The sequence below is a fragment of the Paenibacillus sp. FSL R5-0486 genome, assembly GCF_037975155.1.
In the GTDB taxonomy this organism is placed as follows: Bacteria; Bacillota; Bacilli; order Paenibacillales; family Paenibacillaceae; genus Paenibacillus; species Paenibacillus amylolyticus.
On the sequence record NZ_CP150237.1, the window covers coordinates 6,443,604 to 6,463,866 of the forward strand.

General features: G+C 47.7%; 17 protein-coding genes. 4 read left to right on the plus strand and 13 right to left on the minus strand.

Translation table 11 applies throughout. The features are described from left to right. Nucleotides 1-10: 10 nt before the first annotated feature. Complete coding sequence (locus tag MKY01_RS28570) at nucleotides 11-946, minus strand: ABC transporter ATP-binding protein (RefSeq protein WP_339284399.1); 936 nt, start codon at nucleotides 944-946, stop codon at nucleotides 11-13. A gap of 211 nt (nucleotides 947-1,157) precedes the next feature. Between MKY01_RS28570 and MKY01_RS28575 the strand changes: the two genes are divergently transcribed. Together MKY01_RS28575 and MKY01_RS28580 are read left to right on the plus strand one after the other, a co-directional pair. Next, nucleotides 1,158-2,369, plus strand: a complete 1,212-nt coding sequence (locus MKY01_RS28575) for a sensor histidine kinase (protein WP_339284401.1) — start codon at nucleotides 1,158-1,160, stop codon at nucleotides 2,367-2,369. 20 nt (nucleotides 2,370-2,389) lie between these two features. Then, nucleotides 2,390-3,079, plus strand: a complete 690-nt coding sequence (locus MKY01_RS28580) for a response regulator transcription factor (protein WP_339284403.1) — start codon at nucleotides 2,390-2,392, stop codon at nucleotides 3,077-3,079. 94 nt (nucleotides 3,080-3,173) lie between these two features. Here the strand turns inward: MKY01_RS28580 and MKY01_RS28585 are convergent, their stop codons facing one another. The 5 genes from MKY01_RS28585 to ftsE form a co-directional block, all read right to left on the minus strand. Further along, a complete protein-coding gene (locus tag MKY01_RS28585; RefSeq protein ID WP_315371181.1) occupies nucleotides 3,174-4,502 on the minus strand; it encodes a PDZ domain-containing protein in 1,329 nt (442 codons plus the stop codon). A gap of 64 nt (nucleotides 4,503-4,566) precedes the next feature. After that, the gene (locus MKY01_RS28590; RefSeq protein WP_036612405.1) at nucleotides 4,567-6,039 is read right to left on the minus strand and encodes a S41 family peptidase; all 1,473 of its coding nucleotides are present in this window, start codon (nucleotides 6,037-6,039) and stop codon (nucleotides 4,567-4,569) included. Between the two features lie 135 nt (nucleotides 6,040-6,174). Continuing rightward, nucleotides 6,175-7,455, minus strand: coding sequence for a M23 family metallopeptidase (locus tag MKY01_RS28595; protein ID WP_076254090.1), 1,281 nt, complete (start codon nucleotides 7,453-7,455; stop codon nucleotides 6,175-6,177). A gap of 187 nt (nucleotides 7,456-7,642) precedes the next feature. Next, a complete protein-coding gene (gene ftsX, locus MKY01_RS28600; RefSeq protein ID WP_253503602.1) occupies nucleotides 7,643-8,560 on the minus strand; it encodes a permease-like cell division protein FtsX in 918 nt (305 codons plus the stop codon). Then, the gene (ftsE, locus tag MKY01_RS28605; protein ID WP_024631580.1) at nucleotides 8,550-9,236 is read right to left on the minus strand and encodes a cell division ATP-binding protein FtsE; all 687 of its coding nucleotides are present in this window, start codon (nucleotides 9,234-9,236) and stop codon (nucleotides 8,550-8,552) included. Before ftsE ends, ftsX begins: the two co-directional genes overlap by 11 nt. Before the next feature lie 254 nt (nucleotides 9,237-9,490). Between ftsE and MKY01_RS28610 the strand changes: the two genes are divergently transcribed. Then, complete coding sequence (locus tag MKY01_RS28610; protein ID WP_339284405.1) at nucleotides 9,491-10,924, plus strand: VanW family protein; 1,434 nt, start codon at nucleotides 9,491-9,493, stop codon at nucleotides 10,922-10,924. A gap of 214 nt (nucleotides 10,925-11,138) precedes the next feature. On the opposite strand, the gene MKY01_RS28615 is transcribed toward MKY01_RS28610, so the two are convergent. The 4 genes from MKY01_RS28615 to MKY01_RS28630 all read right to left on the minus strand — a co-directional run bounded on the left by MKY01_RS28615 (nucleotide 11,139) and on the right by MKY01_RS28630 (nucleotide 14,849). Then, nucleotides 11,139-12,692, minus strand: a complete 1,554-nt coding sequence (locus MKY01_RS28615) for an MDR family MFS transporter (RefSeq protein WP_076319186.1) — start codon at nucleotides 12,690-12,692, stop codon at nucleotides 11,139-11,141. Between the two features lie 72 nt (nucleotides 12,693-12,764). Beyond that, a complete protein-coding gene (locus tag MKY01_RS28620) occupies nucleotides 12,765-13,448 on the minus strand; it encodes a hypothetical protein (RefSeq protein ID WP_339284407.1) in 684 nt (227 codons plus the stop codon). A gap of 34 nt (nucleotides 13,449-13,482) precedes the next feature. Then, complete coding sequence (locus MKY01_RS28625) at nucleotides 13,483-14,211, minus strand: polymer-forming cytoskeletal protein (protein ID WP_339284409.1); 729 nt, start codon at nucleotides 14,209-14,211, stop codon at nucleotides 13,483-13,485. Nucleotides 14,212-14,225: 14 nt separating this feature from the next. Next, on the minus strand, nucleotides 14,226-14,849 hold the full coding sequence (locus MKY01_RS28630) for a YhbD family protein (RefSeq protein WP_036612427.1): 624 nt from the start codon (nucleotides 14,847-14,849) through the stop codon (nucleotides 14,226-14,228). A 274-nt stretch (nucleotides 14,850-15,123) separates the two neighbouring features. Here MKY01_RS28630 and MKY01_RS28635 point away from each other — a divergent pair, with 274 nt between their 5' ends. Continuing rightward, a complete protein-coding gene (locus MKY01_RS28635; protein ID WP_076319190.1) occupies nucleotides 15,124-15,912 on the plus strand; it encodes an alpha/beta hydrolase family protein in 789 nt (262 codons plus the stop codon). A 206-nt stretch (nucleotides 15,913-16,118) separates the two neighbouring features. Here the strand turns inward: MKY01_RS28635 and argH are convergent, their stop codons facing one another. From argH to argF, 3 genes are all read right to left on the minus strand, one after another. Further along, on the minus strand, nucleotides 16,119-17,522 hold the full coding sequence (argH, locus tag MKY01_RS28640) for an argininosuccinate lyase (RefSeq protein ID WP_339287281.1): 1,404 nt from the start codon (nucleotides 17,520-17,522) through the stop codon (nucleotides 16,119-16,121). A gap of 107 nt (nucleotides 17,523-17,629) precedes the next feature. Further along, on the minus strand, nucleotides 17,630-18,865 hold the full coding sequence (locus MKY01_RS28645; protein ID WP_017692004.1) for an argininosuccinate synthase: 1,236 nt from the start codon (nucleotides 18,863-18,865) through the stop codon (nucleotides 17,630-17,632). Nucleotides 18,866-19,189: 324 nt separating this feature from the next. Next, nucleotides 19,190-20,155: an ornithine carbamoyltransferase gene (argF, locus tag MKY01_RS28650; protein ID WP_047840650.1), complete on the minus strand. Its 966-nt coding sequence runs from the start codon at nucleotides 20,153-20,155 to the stop codon at nucleotides 19,190-19,192. Nucleotides 20,156-20,263: the final 108 nt, after the last annotated feature.

The following is a 20,263-nucleotide window of genomic DNA, read 5'->3' on the forward strand; positions in this document are numbered from 1 at the left end:
CTTGTTCCCCCTAGTCCCGAAGCGTACGCCCGGTCAGATTGAGGAACAACGTTTCCAGATCCGGCTCTTCAACCTTGAGCGACTGAATCGATACTTCATGTTTGCTGCAAATGAAGAGCAGATCCTGGAGATCCTGCTGTGCCGAAGGCAGCGTAATGGTCAGTGTATTCTCTGAAACGTCTACCATCCGTACGCGGGGGTGAAGTTTCAGTTCTTCCACGACGTCGGGACCGACACCGGAAGTGGAGAGCACTACTTTTTCCTCCGATGCTACCCGTTCTCTCAGCTCTGCTTCAGTCCCACAGGCAATAATTCGCCCCCGGTCCATAATCGCAACCCGGTGACTAATCGCCGCCACTTCCTCCATGTAATGACTTGTATATATGATCGTTGAACCCATCTTGTTGAGTGTCCGTACCGATTCAAGAATATGATTTCGAGATTGCGGATCAATGCCAACTGTCGGTTCGTCCATGATAATTAGATCCGGGCGATGTGTAATCGCACATGCGATGTTTAACCTGCGTTTCATACCGCCAGAGAAGGTCGAGGGGGCATCCTTTGCTTTATCCTGCAACCCTACAAATTCAAGGGACTCCTGCACTCTTTCCTTAAGCAACTTACCACGCAGTCCATACAATCTGGCAAAAAAGGTCACATTCTCCGCAGCAGACATGGTTTCGTATAAAGCCAGATCCTGCGGAACCAGTCCGATCTTGCGCTTTACTTCAAGCGGTCGCTCTTTGACCGATATACCATCTAATCTGATCTCACCCTGATCCATATTCAGGAGCCCTGCAATCATGCTGATGGTGGTACTTTTTCCTGCTCCATTGGGACCAAGCAATCCAAAAATCTCGCCTTTGCCAACACTAAGGTTCAAATGATCCACGGACAGCTTGCTGCCGTATCGTTTTACTACATGATCTACTTCAAGTATGCCCATCCCTTTTACGCCCCTTTTCCGTTTCGGCCTTCGCCGCTGGATTTCATAATTTTATTGTAACGGATCGCAATCTGTAGCGAAGGTACAAAAAGTCATGAATCGAAGGTGACTTAAGTCATCTCCTGATTCGAATTCTGCTTATGGTATAATCAAGGGCGCATTACCAAGAGATTTTGTACTCCACTTTTTATATAAAGGATGTCATTTACATATGCCAATGCGGTTTCTGCAATATGGATTAATTATCGTTCCAGCAGTACTGTACCTGTTGATGTTGCCCTTGGAAAATGAAGCCGTCTACACCTTGTATATCATCATCGCGCTTGTGCTCTCCGTGTGGAAAGATTTTAACCGTTCAAGTACACAGCAATGGCTGTTGCTTCTGGTCGAAATACTCTGGTGCTGCTGGCTAATTGCTTCGTATGGACCATTTATGTTTTTCCTCTCTCTATCCGTGCTCTACGTGTATATATACAGACTGGAGGGAAGTCGCAGATGGTTGATGTTTGCAATTCAGCTTGTCGCTAACAATGTCGCTTTGCATTGGCATTATTCTGCCCCACAGGCACCGCAGCCAGGGTTAACCACACTAAATACAACCGCCACTATATTACTCTCCCCAGAGACAACTGCGATGGTTCTTGGCAACCTGCTTCTGCTCATCACAGCGGCTCTGTGCTGGCAGGGATCAAGGACGGCGAGCAGCCGCGGACAACTGGAACAAGTCTATGACGAACTTCGCAGCAAACATTACGAGCTACAAGAAACTCGTGCGCAGCTGCTGTTATTTACAAAGCAACTTGAAGGAGTGGCTCAGGCAGAGGAACGTACCCGTATCTCCAGACAGCTTCATGACGATATCGGGCATCGACTGATTCGCACCAAAATGATGTCGGAAGCCGCCCTGCTGACCATCCCCCTCGATATGGAACAAGGAACGGAAATGGTGCGACAGATTCGCGATCAATTGGCCGATAGTATGGATGATATGCGCAGCACACTGCACAAACTGCAACCTAATTCCTATGCATCCGAAGCCTACGCCCTGGATCATCTCCTAGAGGAAGTCGGTAGAGATACCGGCGTGAAGACAAATTATGAGGTTCATGGCCCATCCCATGTGCTGTATCCCAGCATACAGATTGTCTTATACAAAAATGCCAAAGAAGCCTTGACCAATGCCCTGCGACACGGAAATGCTTCTTCAATCACAGTAGAGCTGGTATTTGGGGATCAGGAAGTCCGTATGAGTGTAAGTAATGATGGCAAAATCAATCCTCCTTCTTCCAAGCGAAACGGCATAGGGCAGGAAGGTATGCTTCTGCGCACACAAATGGTGGGAGGAACCTTGGAGATTCAATCGGCTTATCCGTATACAGTGATTACACGCATTCCAATAACGAACCAGTTGAATATACTCTGAAAAAGGAAGTGAATATTCTCATGTCCGAACGTAATGATGTGAACAACAAGAATGATTCAGGCCAGCTCCCACTTATTCGGCTGATTCTCGCAGACGATGATTACTTCATTCGTGAGAGCCTGAAAGTGTTGCTTGGACTGGGCTCCGGCATTTTCGTTACAGGCACGGCCTCAAATGGGCAGGAAGCGTTGGAATTGCTTGAATCAGGGACGTCTGCGGACGTGGTTTTAATGGATATTCGGATGCCGGAATGTGACGGAGTTGAAGGTACCAAACGCATCAAGGCACGTTTTCCTGAAATCCAGGTGCTCATGCTAACTACTTTTGACGACGATGAGTATATTATTCAGGCATTACAGAATGGAGCAAGCGGTTATTTGCTCAAAAACGTCCCCCCCGAGCGGATCATTCAAGGCATCAAGACCGTACATAACGGCGATATGTTAATCCATCCGGATATAGCCCGCAAATTGGCAGGCCTTCTTCGTCCTGCTGCAATTCCCCTGACACAGAATCCAATCGAAGCCTATGGACTGACACGTATGGAGCTGGCGGTTGCCGAGGCCATATCGGAGGGGTTGTCGAATAAGGAAATTGCCGCCAAACTGTTCCTCAGTGAAGGCACCGTCAAAAACTATGTCACGGATATTCTCGGTAAGTTGTGCTTGCGTGATCGGACCCAAATCGCCATCTTTATGTTAAAACAATAACAAAAAAAGGTATTTCCTTGCCTGTGACGGCGCTCAGAAATACCTTTTTCATTGCTTGATTTATGCAACATACTTCATCACGTATGCTTAGTTGTTACATCTCTATGGACCCTTTATCACTGGCCACAGGGGCTGGCGGTAACGCCAAGGGAGCTTCGTCCCTTTGTGGTTTTTTCAGACGGGCAAACAATTTGAGGTTGATGATATGGAACAACGTCAGTGGACGTAACCGAATCGCCCAGACCTCGTGATTGTCCGGTGCCATAATGACCCCAAGTTGATGATGCTCCCCTTCATAGATCGCTCGTTGCATGAACTTGCTTTCTCCCTGGTGATTTCTCACCTCAAGTTTGCAAAAAGCCGGGTTCATCCGCAGGGCACGATGTAACTCTTCCGGTGAATGAACCAACTTACCATTCACCTTGTACAATGTCTCACCTGCTTCAATCCCCAAATCCGCTGCAGGACTCTCCGGAATAACAGCCAATACCTTCAGGCCATGCTGCGGATGGACAAATACCGGACTGCGGTTTTGCTCTTCAAACGCGCTGTACCATACCAGAAATTCATGTCCAATAAATGCGATCAGCGCAGCAACCACCATAAGTGGAGACCACCATGCAGCAAGCAAACTGAACACAAGCAAAGTTGCCCCGTATATCATCAACCGCTTGGATGAGATCTGTACCTTTTGTCCCGGAAGCATACTCTGCGTTATCTCACCAAATCCGAGCATAATCGGCAACGCAACCAGCATGTAACTATGACCTGCATTCATCAGTGGATTCCATGCCAGCTCCGCGCCACCTCCTGTGACTGGAACAAGAATCAGTAGAGGAATGGCCCAGAACTGCTGCAATTGATATCCACCAACCAGTTTCCCGCGTTTTCCCTCGAAGAGAAGTGGTGATGCCATCGATACCCCCTGCATGCGTACTAACAAGGCTTCACCCATATGTAGAAGGGCAGCCAGGACAAGCAGTGCAGGCATATCCAGGGTACGTAGCGTTTCCGTGATAGTGCCCATCCAACCCGATGGTTGCCAGCCTGAAGCCACATTCAAACCAAATTGTAGCACACCCAGTAACCCGGCCGCATAAGCAAAGCACAGATACCGGATACGGAACAAGGATAGAATTAATGTTGCAGCCCATATGCATATCAGGCTTCCCAGTGTAAGATGTGCACCGAGGAATAGGGACACAATCGAGACGATGGTACCAATGAGTATGCCTCCGAGCACCGCCCGAATCGTCTGTGTTATCGAGCTTTGCAAACGAACATGGAACAATTTACGCTCCTGCAGTAATTGACGATGATAGATCAGCGCAATCAGGATCACCGCAATATAATAAAACGGCTGAATAAACAACTGCAACAAAGCTTCCCCTAATGTAGTTAACCACGGCCATACCCATTCCATTGTGGTCGGTCACCCCTCTCTTTCAGCCGGTTCAGAAAAAAAGAAGGCTGAAAATCAGCCTTCTTTATGGCTTCGACACAGCGGACGAAATATCCTTTGAGACATTTTCGATCGCGCGTTTCAGCTGTGCATCATATTGAGGATTGGCAATACGTTCAATCAGAGCCGCTTCCAGTGATTCAGCGGTTTTCTCGTCAATCTGGCCTGTAGCCTGAATGCCTTTTTGCTTCTGGAATGCCTTGACCGCTTCTTCCGTCTTCTGGTCGTAGTATCCATCCACACGATCCGGTTTGAAATCGAGTCCTCTCAGCATCGTCTGCGCACTTTTCACATCCGAGCTATTGCTGTCATATTTCAGTGGTAACTTCTCTTTGTTAATCGGTGCCACCGAGAAATAATCCGGCTGGTCTACCGCAATATCCGGTTTGATTCCTTTTTCATGAATCCAGTCTCCGTTCGGAGTGAGCCACTTGGCAATAGTGATCTTCAGCAAGCTGCCATCACCCATCTGCTTGTCATAACTCGTCTGGACGGTTCCTTTACCAAAGGAGTTTTCACCAATCAACTTAGCACCTGCTGACTGTTGTAATGCACCGGCCAAAATCTCCGACGCACTCGCACTGCCTTTGTTCATCAGGACTGTGACTGGGTAAGCTTTGGCTGATCCATTGGACTTGCTTTGTTCCTTTTTGCCGTTCTTGTCTTCAACCTGCACAATAACCTTGCCTTTGGGAACAAACTGTTCAGCAATATCAATAACAACTTGCAATACACCGCCTGGGTCATTCCGTACGTCGATGACCAGACCTTTCATGTTCTGCTTCTCAAGCTTCGCCAATTCTTCCTTAAAGCGATCGCCTGTATTGAGAGAGAATTGGGTAATGGCAATAACGCCAATTCCGCCATCCTCCATGTGAGCATATACGGTCTCCAGATCAATGTCGTCCCGTACAATGACAAATTCAATCAGTTCTGAAGATCCAGCACGTTTAACTTGTACCTTCGCTTCACTGCCCTTGGGACCCCTGATTTTGTTAACAGCCTTGTTCAGTTCCAAACCTTGCAGGGATTCACCGTTGACCGACATAATCATGTCTTTTGCACGAATACCTGCTTTCTCGGCAGGGGATCCTTTGATAGGGGAAACAACAACAACGTTTCCATCCTGTGAGGATACCTCTGCGCCAATACCGGTAAAGGAACCTTCGATCGACTCTTCAAACTGAGCAGCCGTTTCCTGCCCCATATAGTTGGAGTACGGATCACCAAGTGATTCCATCATGCCGTTGATCGCACCGTCAATCAATTTGGTCTGATCCACATCTTTATAATAGTTGCTTGAGATCAAATCCATCGCGGTTTCAATCTTCTTTAAATCGTTCTTCTGCTGTGTATTACCGGTTACACTGGCCAGCAAACCTTCGCCCGGTGTGGCCTGGCTCGCTATTCCCGGATACGTCATTAATACCAGGGTTAGTAAACTACCGCCAAGGAGACCCACAATGACAAGCAGTAGCGCCGATCTTTTCTTCATCATCCGTTTGTCACCGCCTTTAGTTTTGAAGCGTGTCCGATTCCATTGTTGCCAGAATCCATTCCCTGAACATGCCAGCTTAGTATATGTCTAGCTTGTACGGAATATGTTTTTTCCATTCGAACGATGGAGCAATAATTACAAATAGTTCATCGGATTTACAGCAGTACCGTTGTCTCTCACTTCAAAATGCAAGTGAGGTCCAGTAGAGTTCCCTGTATTTCCTGACTCCGCAATGGTATCCCCTCTGCTTACTGTGTCTCCCTTGCTGACTTTGAATCCACCTTCGCGCAAGTGACCATATAACGTCCATAGTCCACCGCCGTGGTCCACAATAACCGTATAACCATAACCGCTATACCATTCAGCCATGATCACGATTCCGCCAGAAGCAGCGTGAACCGAAGTTCCCTGAGGGACAGCAAAATCGACACCGGCATGCATTTTACCCACTACACCCGTAATCGGATGGGTACGGGGACCGAATCCAGAAGAAATACGTCCTCCAGATACCGGTCTGGAGAAGATACCATTCCCGGATGAATACGTAACCTCACTGCTGCTATCCGAACTCACTCTAGTAGGCGCCTTGGCTGCAGCTTTCGCCCGAGCCGCTGCTGCGGCTTTTGCTTTGGCTGCGGCGGCTGCCTGCTGTTCACGCAATTTATTTTTCTCTTGAAGAAGTGCCGAACGTTTGCTGGCAATCTGCATTAATACATCTTCCTGCTCTTGTGTCAGCTCTTCTGACTCTTCAATTTTAGCATCATATGAAGCGAGAAGCACTTGCTTTTCCGCTTCTTTTTCATTCAATTGGGACTTACGCTGTTTCTTCTGTGCATACAGGCTCTTGGCTTCCGCATATTGCACATCCAATTCTGCCTTTTTGTCCACGACAAGTTGCTTGTCCGCTTTGTGCTCATCCAGCAGATGCTGATCCTGATCCACAATCGTTTTGAGTGAATCCGCACGGGTCAGGAAGTCAGTGAAGCTAGTAGAGGACAACAATACATCCAGATAGGATACAGCACCGTCCGTATACATCAGGCGTACGCGTGACTCCAACAATTTTTCCCTTGCAACAATGCGTTCTTCTGCCGCTTGCAGATCTTTTTTCGTTGTACGAAGATCTTCCTCCGTGTTCTCGATCTGCAAGGATACACTCGCCAGTTCATCACTAACGACATTGATCTGTTCCATAACAACCTTCAGATAAGCGTTGGTTTTGTTCTTGTAATGCTGTGCTTCCTTTTTGTTGGAAGCCGCTTTTTTTTGCTCCTGCTTGGCAGAAGCCGCCTTGCTCTCCAGTTGCTGAATCTGTTGGTCAATATCGCTGATGCTACTCTTGGCATATCCGTCAGAAGGTTGAAGCGTCAAACTGGCCAATAACGTAAAGGCCAGCAGCGAAGCGGTTTTTTTCAAAATGATGATCCCCCATCCTATGATTTCACAAGAAAGCAACCTGCACAGGTGGTGAACAGCATGTTCTTTGCTTTCTTCAATCTTAAAAGACTCCGTCTTTCCTACATATCGTCAAACAGCGTCCATTAATGAACCTGCTTTACCATTCTTTTCGACATATTCTGCAATTCGATCGTTGAAAACAAAATTAAACGTTGAGTGATTTCCGAATGGACAGTGTACTTCCCAAAATACCTACCAGCACACCAAGTCCGATCAACAGTGTTCCAAACAGCCCCCAGATTTCGCCGAGCGGAATCAAGTTAAGCATCTGCATGAAGACATCCTGACCAATCGTCTTCATCAACTGGCTGTATCCAACAAACAGCACACCAACCGTAATGACCGAGCCAATAAATCCAATGAGTGCACCTTCAATAAAGAAAGGCCAGCGAATAAAGGTATTGGTTGCACCAACCAGCTTCATAATTCCGATCTCCCGGCGACGTGCCAGAATCGTTACGCGAATCGTATTCGAGATCAGGAACATGGACATGAGACCCAGTCCCCCGACAAAAATAAATCCGATGTTACGAACAAGCTTCGTAAATTTGAACAACACTTCCACCGTTTCCTTGCCGTAGTTCACTTTCATGATCGGCTTCTCCGCGTGTTTTTCGTTCAAAGCTTCGATTTTTTGCGCCACAAAAGTGACGGTTTCCGGTTCAATGACCTCAACTTCAATGGTCTCCGGCAGTGGGTTGTTATCCACATCGAAACCGCTAAGCACGTTATCTGCACTCTCTCCAAGACGCTCACGGAACTCCTTGAGTCCTTCTTCCTTGGAAACAAAACGAATCTCACTTACTTCAGGCATCGCGCTGATTTCTTTCTCCAGTGTGTTACGCAGGTTCTCGTCCACATTCAGTTCGAGGAACGTGCTGATCTCCACCTGGCTATCAACTTGATTCGCCATGGAGTTCACATTGAGGACCAGTAACATAAACACACCAAGAATCAATAGCGACACAATGATGGACATGATGGAGGCCACAGACATCCAGCCGTTGCGGAATACGTTTTTGAATCCCTCCCGCAGATGGCGCAAGAGAGTACTAAAATTCATAACCGTATTCCCCTCTCATCTGATCCCGTACAATCTGTCCACGTTCAATCGCAATTACCCGCTTACGCATCGTATTCACGATATCTTTGTTGTGGGTTGCCATAACAATGGTTGTTCCCCGGAAATTAATCTCATCCAATAGTTGCATAATGCCCCACGACGTCTCCGGATCGAGGTTACCTGTAGGCTCATCCGCGATAATAACCGATGGGTTATTGACGATAGCCCGTGCAATGGCAATACGCTGCTGTTCTCCACCCGAGAGCTGTGAAGGTTCGCGATTTGCCTTGCTCCGCAGTCCCACCAAGTCGAGCACTTCCATCACTCGTTTTTTGATATGACGCTTCGGTGCTTCAATAACTTCCATGGCAAATGCCACATTCTCAAATGCTGTCATCCGTGGCAGCAGACGAAAATCCTGGAACACAACGCCGATGTTACGACGCACATAAGGAATCTTTCTTGGCTTCAACTTACCAATATTAAATCCGTTAATGGATATTTGTCCTTTGGTCGGAACTTCTTCTCTGTACATCAATTTCATAAATGTCGATTTACCTGCGCCGGACGGACCGACGATATAAACAAATTCATTGCGGTCGATCTTCACCGACACCCCTTGTAATGCGTGGGTCCCATTGGCGTAGGTCTTCCACACGTCCTGCATTTCTATCACATCATCACTTCCTGCTCGCATAGTTAGCCATTATCATTTCGACACAATCCCGGCATTTCCTTTAAAAAGACCTGAATTTCATCAGGGAAAAATCCACTTCGTTCCTGTTTCAATGGTGAAGCATGGATGCATATGAAGTTTATTGTAACAAATTTGTTACCTATTGAGTACCCGAAAGTTTTCCTGCATTGGATCATATATATAGAAAGTGTTACAAAGTCGGGAACAACCGAAGTATAAAGGAGCGTACGGTTATGAAAAAAATACATTTGACGGTCATTGTTCTATTCTCCATCCTCTTGATCGGCTCCGCGTCCTATGGATTGTTGTATATGTACGTGAATCAGCCTGCCCTACCCAAAAACGTTCATGTTGGCGAGATGCTGGTGGAGGGGAAGAATCGTAAGAACGTATTGCATGAATTGGATGAGCAGATCCAAAAGCTGGAGGACTGGCCTGTCACCTTTGAAGTGACTGAACCCAACCCCCAGACGATGTCGTATACCGCAGCTCAGGTGGGGGTGAGTTACAACGTTAACAGCTTGGAGTCCGCGATACAGCAGCTGGAGGAAGGTAACCTGTGGGAACGCGCTTATGCACGTTATCATTTTCCGAAAGAGTTCTCTCTCGATATGACCTATAACTCAAGACCACTCCAAGAACATCTCAGCCCTGCCTGGGAAAAAGAAACCTTCGGTACACCTGCGGACGCTGTTCGCCGCATTACCACAAGTGACAAAGTCCAGTATATCCCGGAAAAGGGCGTCCGCCGCATTGATTGGGATACACTCACAAGTCTCATTCAGACCAAGTTGCACCGAGATTTCAGTGTACTGAACCCGGATGAAAAACCCGCCCCATTGTTGATCCAGATACCACTGTATACGCTGAAACCTGAAGTAACTCTTGATTCGCTGCGCCAGGAAGGCATTGACCGAAAGATCATCCAGTTCTCCACGGGTCTGGGCAATAGTAGTGAAGGCCGGATACATAATGTCAGCGCAGCAGCGGAAGCGATTAACGGCATGATTTTGCCACCAGATGCCACATTCGATTATGAGAAGGTCGTCCGTCAAGCTGAAAAGGAGTATGGGTTTCGTGAGGCCCCGGTCATTGTTAATGGCAGACTAACCCCCGGAATTGGCGGGGGAATCTGTCAGGTATCCAGTACGGTGTATAACGCAGCGCTATTGACGGGTCTTGATATTATTGAGCGTCGCAACCATTCCCTGCCGGTCAAATATTTGCCCAAAGGACTGGATGCCACCTTTGCCTCGGGAGCCATCAATTTTCGCTTCAAGAACAATACAGGAAAATCCTTACTCATTCATGCAGAGGTGAAGAACCATCAATTGATGGTGAAATTTTTCGGCACCTTCCCGGAGAATGTCAGCTATGCACTTGAATCTCGCACCATTGAAACATTAAGTGTTCCGGTAAAGTATGTGTCCAGTACGGTACTGCCTGATGGTGCACAGCAGGTGCTGCAAGACGGACAGCCTGGATATATTGTGGAGACGGTAAGAACCAAGAGGCTGGACGGCAAAGTGGTCGAATCCAAAACGATTACACGGGACACGTACAAAGCTCAGAATCGTCTAATTGCCCGCTCCGGTCATAGCAGCCTACCTGACCCACAAGGGCCTTCTGTGGTCGAGGACGGGATTAGCGATACGAAGCAACCTTAGGCTCCTTTTCTGAAGCAGCCAAAAGAGTTCAATCCGTAATTCATGCATTCTAGGATAAACTGATCCTACGAAAACAAAAAGACACACTTCCCGTCCCTTTTAAGGATACGCGAGAAGTGTGTCTTTTTATGGTTTAAGATATGTTATTCGAGTTTTACCAAGCTACAATCAGCTGTACTACCTTTAACTTATAGTTAGTTTACTGCATTACGGTTTAGTGACCGCCAGTGTATTCGCCTTGCTCTTCGCCTACAACCATCTTCTCTCTTCCCATGAAGAAGGAAGCGACCAACGCGAGTGCAGCCGGAATCACAGCCCAGGCAAATAACTGCACGATGGAAGAAGACAAGGCATGTGTGATGGTATCCAGCACCTGAGGCGGAATCGCCTGTCTGAGTTCTGGTGAGAGTAACGCATGTGGATCGGTCAGATCCACTCCCTGCGGCACGCCACCCGCTGAAGCACCACCTGCTTCCGCAGCTGAACCAGCGAGAGCATCGTTCATTTTACGCGTAAATACCTGGCTCTGTACGATACCAAAGATCGTAATGCCCATCGTCATGCCGAGGGACCGCAAAAAGTTAAGTGTGGAGCTCGCTGCTCCGCGCCTTTGCGGTTCAAATGCGTTCATGGCTGCATTGCTAAGTACAGAGAACGACGCACCGACACCCAGACCAACCATCACCATGTAGATACGTATCGTCCAAAGGGATGAATTCTCATCCAACGTAGTCAGCAATCCAAGCCCAATGACAAGCAAGGCTAACGTAGGAATCATAATATTACGATACTTGATTTTGGTCATCAGCACCCCGCCCAGGGACGCCGTCACAACAGACCCAAGCATCATGGGCAGCAGCACAAGACCGGAGTTGGTCGCTTTACCACCGAGTACCCCCTGTATGAAGATCGGAATGTACACGGATGCTGTAATGAACGCCGCACCACTGAACATACCAATAACGTTACTGGACCAGTAGACCCGGTTGCGGAACATGCTGAAGGAGATGATTGGTTCTTTGGCTTTGGTTTCTGCAAAAAGGAAGAGCAGCGCTAATGCTACAAATCCGGCAAACAAGCCAAGAATCTGCCAGGAACCCCAGGCAAATGTTTTGCCGCCCAGTTCCAGACCAAAGATCAGGCACACAACAGCACCGATCAGTGTTACAGCACCCAGCCAGTCGATCTGTTGGGATTGATGCTGATGGGATTCTTTATAAAAGAACGCAATGAACACAAATGCAATCAAGCCTAGCGGCAGGTTGATATAGAATACCCATTCCCATGTCGCATACTGGGTAATGTAAGCACCGAGCAGAGGTCCGAATACGCTGGAGAGGCCAAAGACGGCTCCAAACAATCCACCCAATTTACCACGAGATTCTGGTGCAACAACATCAAACATAATCGTAAAGGCAATCGGCACCAGGGCCCCCGCACCAATACCTTGAATCGCTCTGTACATCGTCAATTCCACAATAGACGTTGCCGTTCCGCACAGCGCTGAGCCAAGCATAAACACAATAATACCAAATACAAAAAACTTCTTCCGTCCATACATATCGGATAACTTACCGAAGATCGGCATCCCTGCCATCTCAGCCACCATGTACGCGGAGGTAACCCAGACGAACTTGTCGAGCCCACCCAGCTTCCCGACAATATCCCCCATAGCTGTTGCCACGATGGTATTATCCATTGAAGCCATTAGTATGCTGAGCAGTAACCCTGCCAGCACCAATCCAATACTGTTTTTACGTGCAGCCATTGTACTCAATCTCTCCATTCACGCTCTATTCATATGACTGCATTAGTATATCCGAAAAGAAGTCTGCGTTAATCAGTCCAAGGACCGATTGCTTTGCAGCAAAACTTCCGATTGCGGATGAATTTGCAGAGATGAACGATATTCCACTGTACCAATCCGGCAGCCAGGACCGATTTTTATTTTATCGCCACGGACAATCTCGGCTTCCGTATTCTCTAATTCAATGTCATCACCTTCGATAATCTGTGCCTTGAGAATTGATTTATTCCCCGTAAACAAGTCATTCAACCGGCCACTCTTCACCGAGATGATGGAACCGCCCATTTCCTTGACCTCGGATGGACCCATGATTTTGAGCGTCATGTGTTCAGCGCTGAGCATCCCAGCTATCGTCAAACGGCCGTTCAGCTTGATATTTTCCGCCTGACAATCCCCTGACAGATGAAGTTCACCGACCACTTTTATATGCTCAGCTTTGGCACGCAGGCCAGATGCCTGGATTCCATCCTCAACATCGTTGCTGGCCTCTCGCTCTGTCAGAGTAAGGGTTCCGGTAATTTTAATCTCTGTGGATTCAAGCGATCCGTATATGACCGATGTACCCGTACATTTGAATCGATCACAAGATAGATTGTCGTTAAAGGACGCGTCCCCTACGACCTTGATCTTGCCGTACACGCCACCAGAAGAACTGCCATCACCAACGATGCTGATATCCATTTTTTTGTCCAATGAACGCCCAGGATTGTTATTCATGTCGATCCCATCCCTTTCTCTCCATATCCAAACTTTAAATTCGCTGACTGCTGCCCACCTTGGCATCCTGATCTACCTCAAGTTCACCTGAATACTCAACCAGTCTGATGTTACAGCCGCGACCGATAAGAATGTTACTCCCCCGAACAATGTCAGCTTCGGTATCTTCCAGCACAATCTCATCACCCTCAATTAAGGATGTCTTAAATGAAGGGGTCCCGCCCAGACCAATACTTTTCCAAAAGCCATTCTGTTGTTCTTTGCGACGAATATCGATACGCTCTCCGCCAATCTCTTTAGCCGAAGAAGATGTATGCAGCCTGATCTCCACTGTTCCCGCATTCAGTAAACCGCTGATCTTAATATTGCCCCGTACATTCAGGGACTCACATTGGACATCTCCTTCAATATCAATCACACCGCCAATATCAATTCGTTCCCCATCTACTCTTCCACGTACGGTACACTTTCCGTTCACTTCAAGTTCAGGGCTATGGAGATCTCCGTTAATCGTCGTCATGCCATCCACCCGGACACGAGAACTGGTCAGAGGTCCATTCAACGTGCACATGCCGTTAATCGCTGCACTCTCGGAGGTCAAAGCGCCGTGCATCTTCAATGTTCCATTCACTTCCATAGAGGTGCAGTCCAGGTTGCCGTTCACCTTAGCCATGCCATCGATAGATACACGGTGAAAATTCCCGCCTGCCGTTTGACTTATGCCCGCCACATTCAGATCATTCCGCTTATTCCGCTCTTCCATAGATGATCCTCTCCTTATCCCAATTTGAGTTTTAATTCTTCCATAAATGTTCCCATCGGCTGCCTAAGAACCACTTTCACACCATTGTCAAAATAAAACTCCGTTCCTGCTGTTACCAGCATGAATGAAGGAACACCCATCTTACGAATAAGCACGAGTTCGCTGGGTTTGCCTGTAAAACGATAATAATGTTCGGACATCACTTCGATCAGCAACGCACCCTCTTGCCGAGTAATATCTCCGCTCATTAACAGCTTATCAAGGACGTAGAGCATCATAATCTGCTCCAAAGCATACAGCGGTTGTTCTCGACCTGCTTCTTTTAACAGATCCAGCGAGATTTGTGAAACAATGTTTCGCTCTAATAGTTGCTGTGCAGACATCTCTACTTCACCCAACGTAGGTGAGAACACGTCTGCCAGCTCATCCAGCGATAATCCGTCTTTCATATTGAGAATCTTGTCAATGCGCAGTAAAATCTGTTGTTTGGGGAAAAAGGTCTCTTGTCCGGTGTAGGACGACTTCCGAATGAACCATTCTTCCGGAATGAGATTTTTCCGCTTCCAACGGTATAACTGGCCGTATGAGATTCCTGTCAGGTCCAACAATTCTTTCTTGGAGATCAAATCATCCGTCATATATGGTCCCCCTTTTTATTGAAATGAGTGTAACATAACATTGTTACGTTGTAAACCACATTGAAAAATCGATGATCAGATTACAGATTTCCACTTTAACCACTGGTGTGAAATTCTTTGTTTTCTACTGTAGATCTTGTTATTGCAATGGAAGCGTAATGCGTATAACCTGTTACATATAAACACTTTGGAGGCCTAGGCATCCGATTTCCATCCCATCGTCTCATGTCAGAACACGTGGTTAACGAACTTATGAAAGGGGTTTCTTATACTCATGGCACTTATTAAATGTGATTTTTACTCGGATACGCTCGGGCTTAGCACCAGCATGCATGTCATTCTGCCGCAACAAACCCACAATCAGATCGGTATGGAGAATGTGACTGGCAAAGGACTGCACCCAACCCTGTACCTGCTGCACGGCCTGTCTGATGATGATTCCATCTGGCTGCGCCGGACTTCCATCGAACGTTATGTGGCCAACCTCGGGATCGCCGTTGTTATGCCACAGGTACACCGCAGCTTCTATACAGATATGGTAGAAGGCGGACGTTATTGGAGCTTTATCAGCGAAGAACTGCCGGCACTTGCTCGTTCTTTCTTCCCGCTCTCAGATCAACGGGAGGACAACTTCGTTGCCGGATTATCTATGGGTGGCTATGGGGCGTTCAAGCTGGCCCTTCGTAAACCAGATCAATATGCGGCTGCTGCCAGTTTGTCTGGAGCACTCGATATGTCTGCACATATGGATAGAAACGCATCCTCAGCATTGCAACAGACGGAGTTACAGCGGATTTTCGGACCCGAGGTGGCAGGTACAGAGAACGATCTGATCCATCTGTTAAAAGAAAGCCAATCTAGCAAAAGTCCTCGACCTTTGCTCTACCAATGCTGCGGAACGGAAGATTTCCTGTATGAGGATAATCAAACCTTCCGTCAAGCCTGTGAACAGACGAACTTCGAACTGACGTACGAGGAAGGGCCTGGTGAACATGAGTGGGGCTACTGGGATGCCAAGATTCAGGATGTATTGAAATGGTTGCCTTTACAAAAGCGCGATTAGTGGAGAACTGCAATGGAGCTACCGCGAGTAACTAAACTGGTACTCCGATAGTAGAACAACCTAACTTCCGTTCGCGGTTGAGTTCAATATATCTAGAGCACATCGCTGTAAAACACAAAGAAGCAGGCCGTTGAGAACAAAGTTCTCTGACCTGCTTCTTTGTTGTACTGTTGTATCTGTAAGGGTACCTTATGGTAGCGGTGGTATTAACCGCGGTTCGTAATCCATTGCTCGGTGATCTCCAGTACCTTCTCACTGCGTCCAATGGCTTCAGCAACTTGACCCGAAGCAGTTCCGCCGTAAACATTACGAGCGTTCACTACCGCTTCCGGTTGCAGCACATCATAGATCCGTTCATCAAACAGTGGTGAGAACTGACGGAATTCATCAATCGTCAGATCCAGCAAATACTTGCTGTTCTGGATGCAATACAGTACCGTTTTACCAATCACTTCATGCGCCTGACGGAAAGGTAAGCCTTCGCCCACGAGGAAGTCGGCAATATCCGTAGCGTTGGAGAAATCCTGGTTGACCGCTTGACGCATCCTATCCTTGTTCACTGTCATTGTCGCGATCATTGGAGCAAACAGTTGCAGCGCACCCTCCAGCGTCGCTACTGTGTCAAACATACCTTCTTTGTCTTCCTGCATGTCTTTGTTGTATGCCAGTGGAAGAGATTTCAGTACCGTCAGCAAACCGATCAGGTTGCCGTACACACGTCCTGTTTTACCACGCACGAGTTCAGGAACGTCCGGATTTTTCTTCTGAGGCATGATGCTGCTGCCTGTGCAGAATGCGTCGTCCAATTCCACAAAACCAAACTCCGTGCTGCTCCACAGTACCAACTCTTCGCTCAAACGGGACAAGTGAGTCATGATCAGCGAAGCTGCCGCCAGAAACTCAACGATAAAGTCACGGTCGCTTACTGCGTCCAGACTGTTCTCGTAAACCCCATCAAAGCCCAGTTGTTCCGCCACAAAATGACGGTCAATCGGGAATGTTGTGCCTGCAAGTGCACCTGCGCCCAGTGGCAGGATGTTAATGCGTTTGTAGCTGTCCATCAGACGCTCTGCATCCCGTTGGAACATGGAGACATACGCCATCAGGTGATGTGCGAACAGAATTGGCTGTGCCCGTTGAAGATGCGTATAACCCGGTACAATTGTATCGAGGTTATCTTTCGCTTGTCCAATCAGTGCTTCCTGCAAGGAATGCAGCATGCCTACAAATCCAACGACGCGCTCACGCAGGTACAAGTGCATATCCGTTGCAACTTGATCGTTCCGGCTACGGCCTGTATGTAATTTTCCGCCTACAGGGCCAATCGTCTCGATCAGGTTTTTCTCAATATTCATGTGGATGTCTTCGTCCGATACGGAGAATTCCACTTCGCCCGCACGGATTTTGTGCAGAACAGTCATCAATCCTTCTTTGATCGTCTCTACATCTTCCGCCGGAAGAATACCACATTTGCCCAGCATCGTTACATGGGCCAGACTGCCCTGAATATCTTCCTCAGCCAAAGCCTTGTCAAAATTGATCGATGCCGTATATTCCTCAACCAAATGATTGGTTTGTTTTGTAAAACGTCCTCCCCACAGCTTGCTCACGGTGAGTACTCCCCTTTCGCTCATGGACAAAGCCGCTCCTGCCAGATGTGCAAGAACGGCCTGCCTTGTCATTTATATTGATATAGCTCTATAGATGCAGGTTGAAATTAGTTTTTGTTTTGCTCCACGCCGGAGTTTACTTTCAAACGCAGTGCATTCAGGCGGATAAAGCCTGTTGCATCACCTTGATCGTAGGCTTGCGTTGGATCAGCTTCCATCGTTGCGATGTCCGGATTGTAGAGGCTGACAGGACTTTTCACACCTGCGCCGATGATGTTGCCTTTGTACAGTTTCACACGAACTGTACCTGTAACGTTCTTCTGGCTTTCAGTCACCAGTGCTTGCAGCGCCAGACGTTCCGGTGCGAACCAGAAGCCGTTGTAAACGAGTGTGCTGTAACGTGTGATCAGGCTATCACGCAGGTTCATCACTTCACGGTCCATCGTGATGGACTCCATTTTGCGATGTGCGGTGAACAAGATTGTTCCACCTGGTGTTTCGTATACTCCACGGCTCTTCATACCAACAAAACGGTTCTCAACCATATCTACACGGCCAATACCATGTTTGCCACCCAGCTCGTTCAGTTGCTCCATCACTTGCAGTGGGCTCAAGCGCTCACCGTTCAGTGCAACACAGTCACCTTGTTCGAATTCCAGTTCAACATATTCCGCTTGATCTGGTGCATCTTCAGGTGCACTGCTCAGCAGGAACATGTCTTTGTTCTCGTCCGCGCTTGGATCGAACCAAGGATCTTCGAGCACACCGCTCTCATAGCTGATATGCAGCAAGTTACGGTCTGTGGAGTATGGTTTAGCCGCAGAAGCGGTTACCGGAATGCCATGTTTCTCAGCGTACGCGATCATCTCGGCACGTCCCGGGAATTGGTTACGGAATTCTTCCAGACGCCAAGGTGCAATTACGTTAATGTCTGGTGTCAGTGCAGCCGCGTTCAACTCAAACCGAACTTGGTCATTTCCTTTACCTGTAGCGCCGTGAGCGATGGCTGTAGCACCTTCTGCACGAGCGATGTCCACCATACGTTTAGCGATCAGTGGACGAGCAATACTTGTGCCAAGCAGGTATTGTCCTTCATAGAGGGCACCTGCCTGGAACATCGGATAGATGAAATCTTTTGCGAATTCATCGCGTAGATCGTCGATGTATACTTTGGAAGCGCCTGTTGCCAGTGCTTTTTCCTCCAAACCGTCCAATTCATCTTTTTGTCCAATATCCGCTGTGAAAGCGATAATCTCTGCATCATATGTTTCTTTCAACCATTTCAAAATTACAGATGTGTCCAACCCGCCTGAATACGCGAGTACAATTTTTTCCTTAGCCATGTTCAATGGTCCTCCCCAAGATCAGTTAAGTTAAACAGAGCCTTCATACACTGAATCCTACGAGCCAGAAAACCCTTCCGATCACTGTTATCCCCAGATTTTTTCATCCCTTTATGATAAAGGGTAAAATCCGGGGATAGCCTATGCTTCCGATGCAGCTTTCTTTCAGAAAGCTTTCAGGCGACCGCTTCGCTTCTTCAGGCTTTTTCTGTCTCTTCGTTTTTGTGTATGCTTCTTGTTTAATTAACTTTTTAAAGTACATTAAAGATGAATCTATCATCGCGAAATCTGCGCCTAAAATCAACCCATAAAGGCAAATAGCATCTATTCGCTCATTAATGCAGCCATTAATGCTTTCTGTGCATGCAAGCGATTCTCCGCCTGATCAAAGATCAGGGAGTTCGGTCCGTCAATTACACCGGCACTCACTTCTTCCCCGCGGTGTGCTGGCAGACAGTGCAAGAACATGTAGTCCGGCTTCGCGCCTTTCATCAGTTCCTCGTCCACTTGATATGCCGCAAATGCCTGCTCACGAATCTTCTGCTCTTCTTCAAAGCCCATGCTAGCCCATACATCCGTGTACACGATATCTGCATCTTTGGCTGCTTCCTGTGCACTGTACGTTACAGTCACTTCAGAACCACTCTCCTGTGCGATAATGCGTGCCTGCTCCACAACTGCGCTATCCGGCTCATAGCCTTCTGGCGTTGCTACAGCAACATGCATACCCATCTTCGCTGCACCGAGCATCAGGGAATGCGCCATGTTGTTGCCATCTCCGATGTAAGCCATTTTCAGACCTGCCAGCTTGCCTTTGTGCTCCAGCACCGTTTGGAAGTCTGCCAGGACCTGACAAGGATGCGCTGCATCGCTCAGGCCGTTAATGACCGGAACATCCGCATGCTCTGCCAGTTCAGTTACATTATGGTGTCCAAAGGTACGGATCATGATGCCGTCCAGGTAACGGGACAATACTTTGGCTGTATCATGTGTTGTTTCCCCGCGACCCAGCTGGATATCATTTTTGCTCAGGAAGAGCGCGTGTCCGCCCAATTGGAACATACCCACTTCAAAGGATACACGCGTACGTGTGGATGATTTTTCAAAAATAAGTCCGATCGTTTTGCCTTTCAACGGTTGAAAAGGTACACCGCTTTTTTGTTTGCCTTTAATCTCAATTGCGAGATCAAGCAGATAACGAATTTCCTCTGCTGTGTAGTCCGTGAATTCGATAAAATCCCGGCCTCTCAGATCAATCTTCTGAATCTTTTCCGTCTGTTGTGCTGTCATGTATAATGTCCTCCTTATTTCCGGTTCCCTGCACCCGCATGGGCAGAAGAGAGAGCAACATTGACACTTTGGCTTCGTGCTTCTCAAATTTATTCATTTCCACCTTCT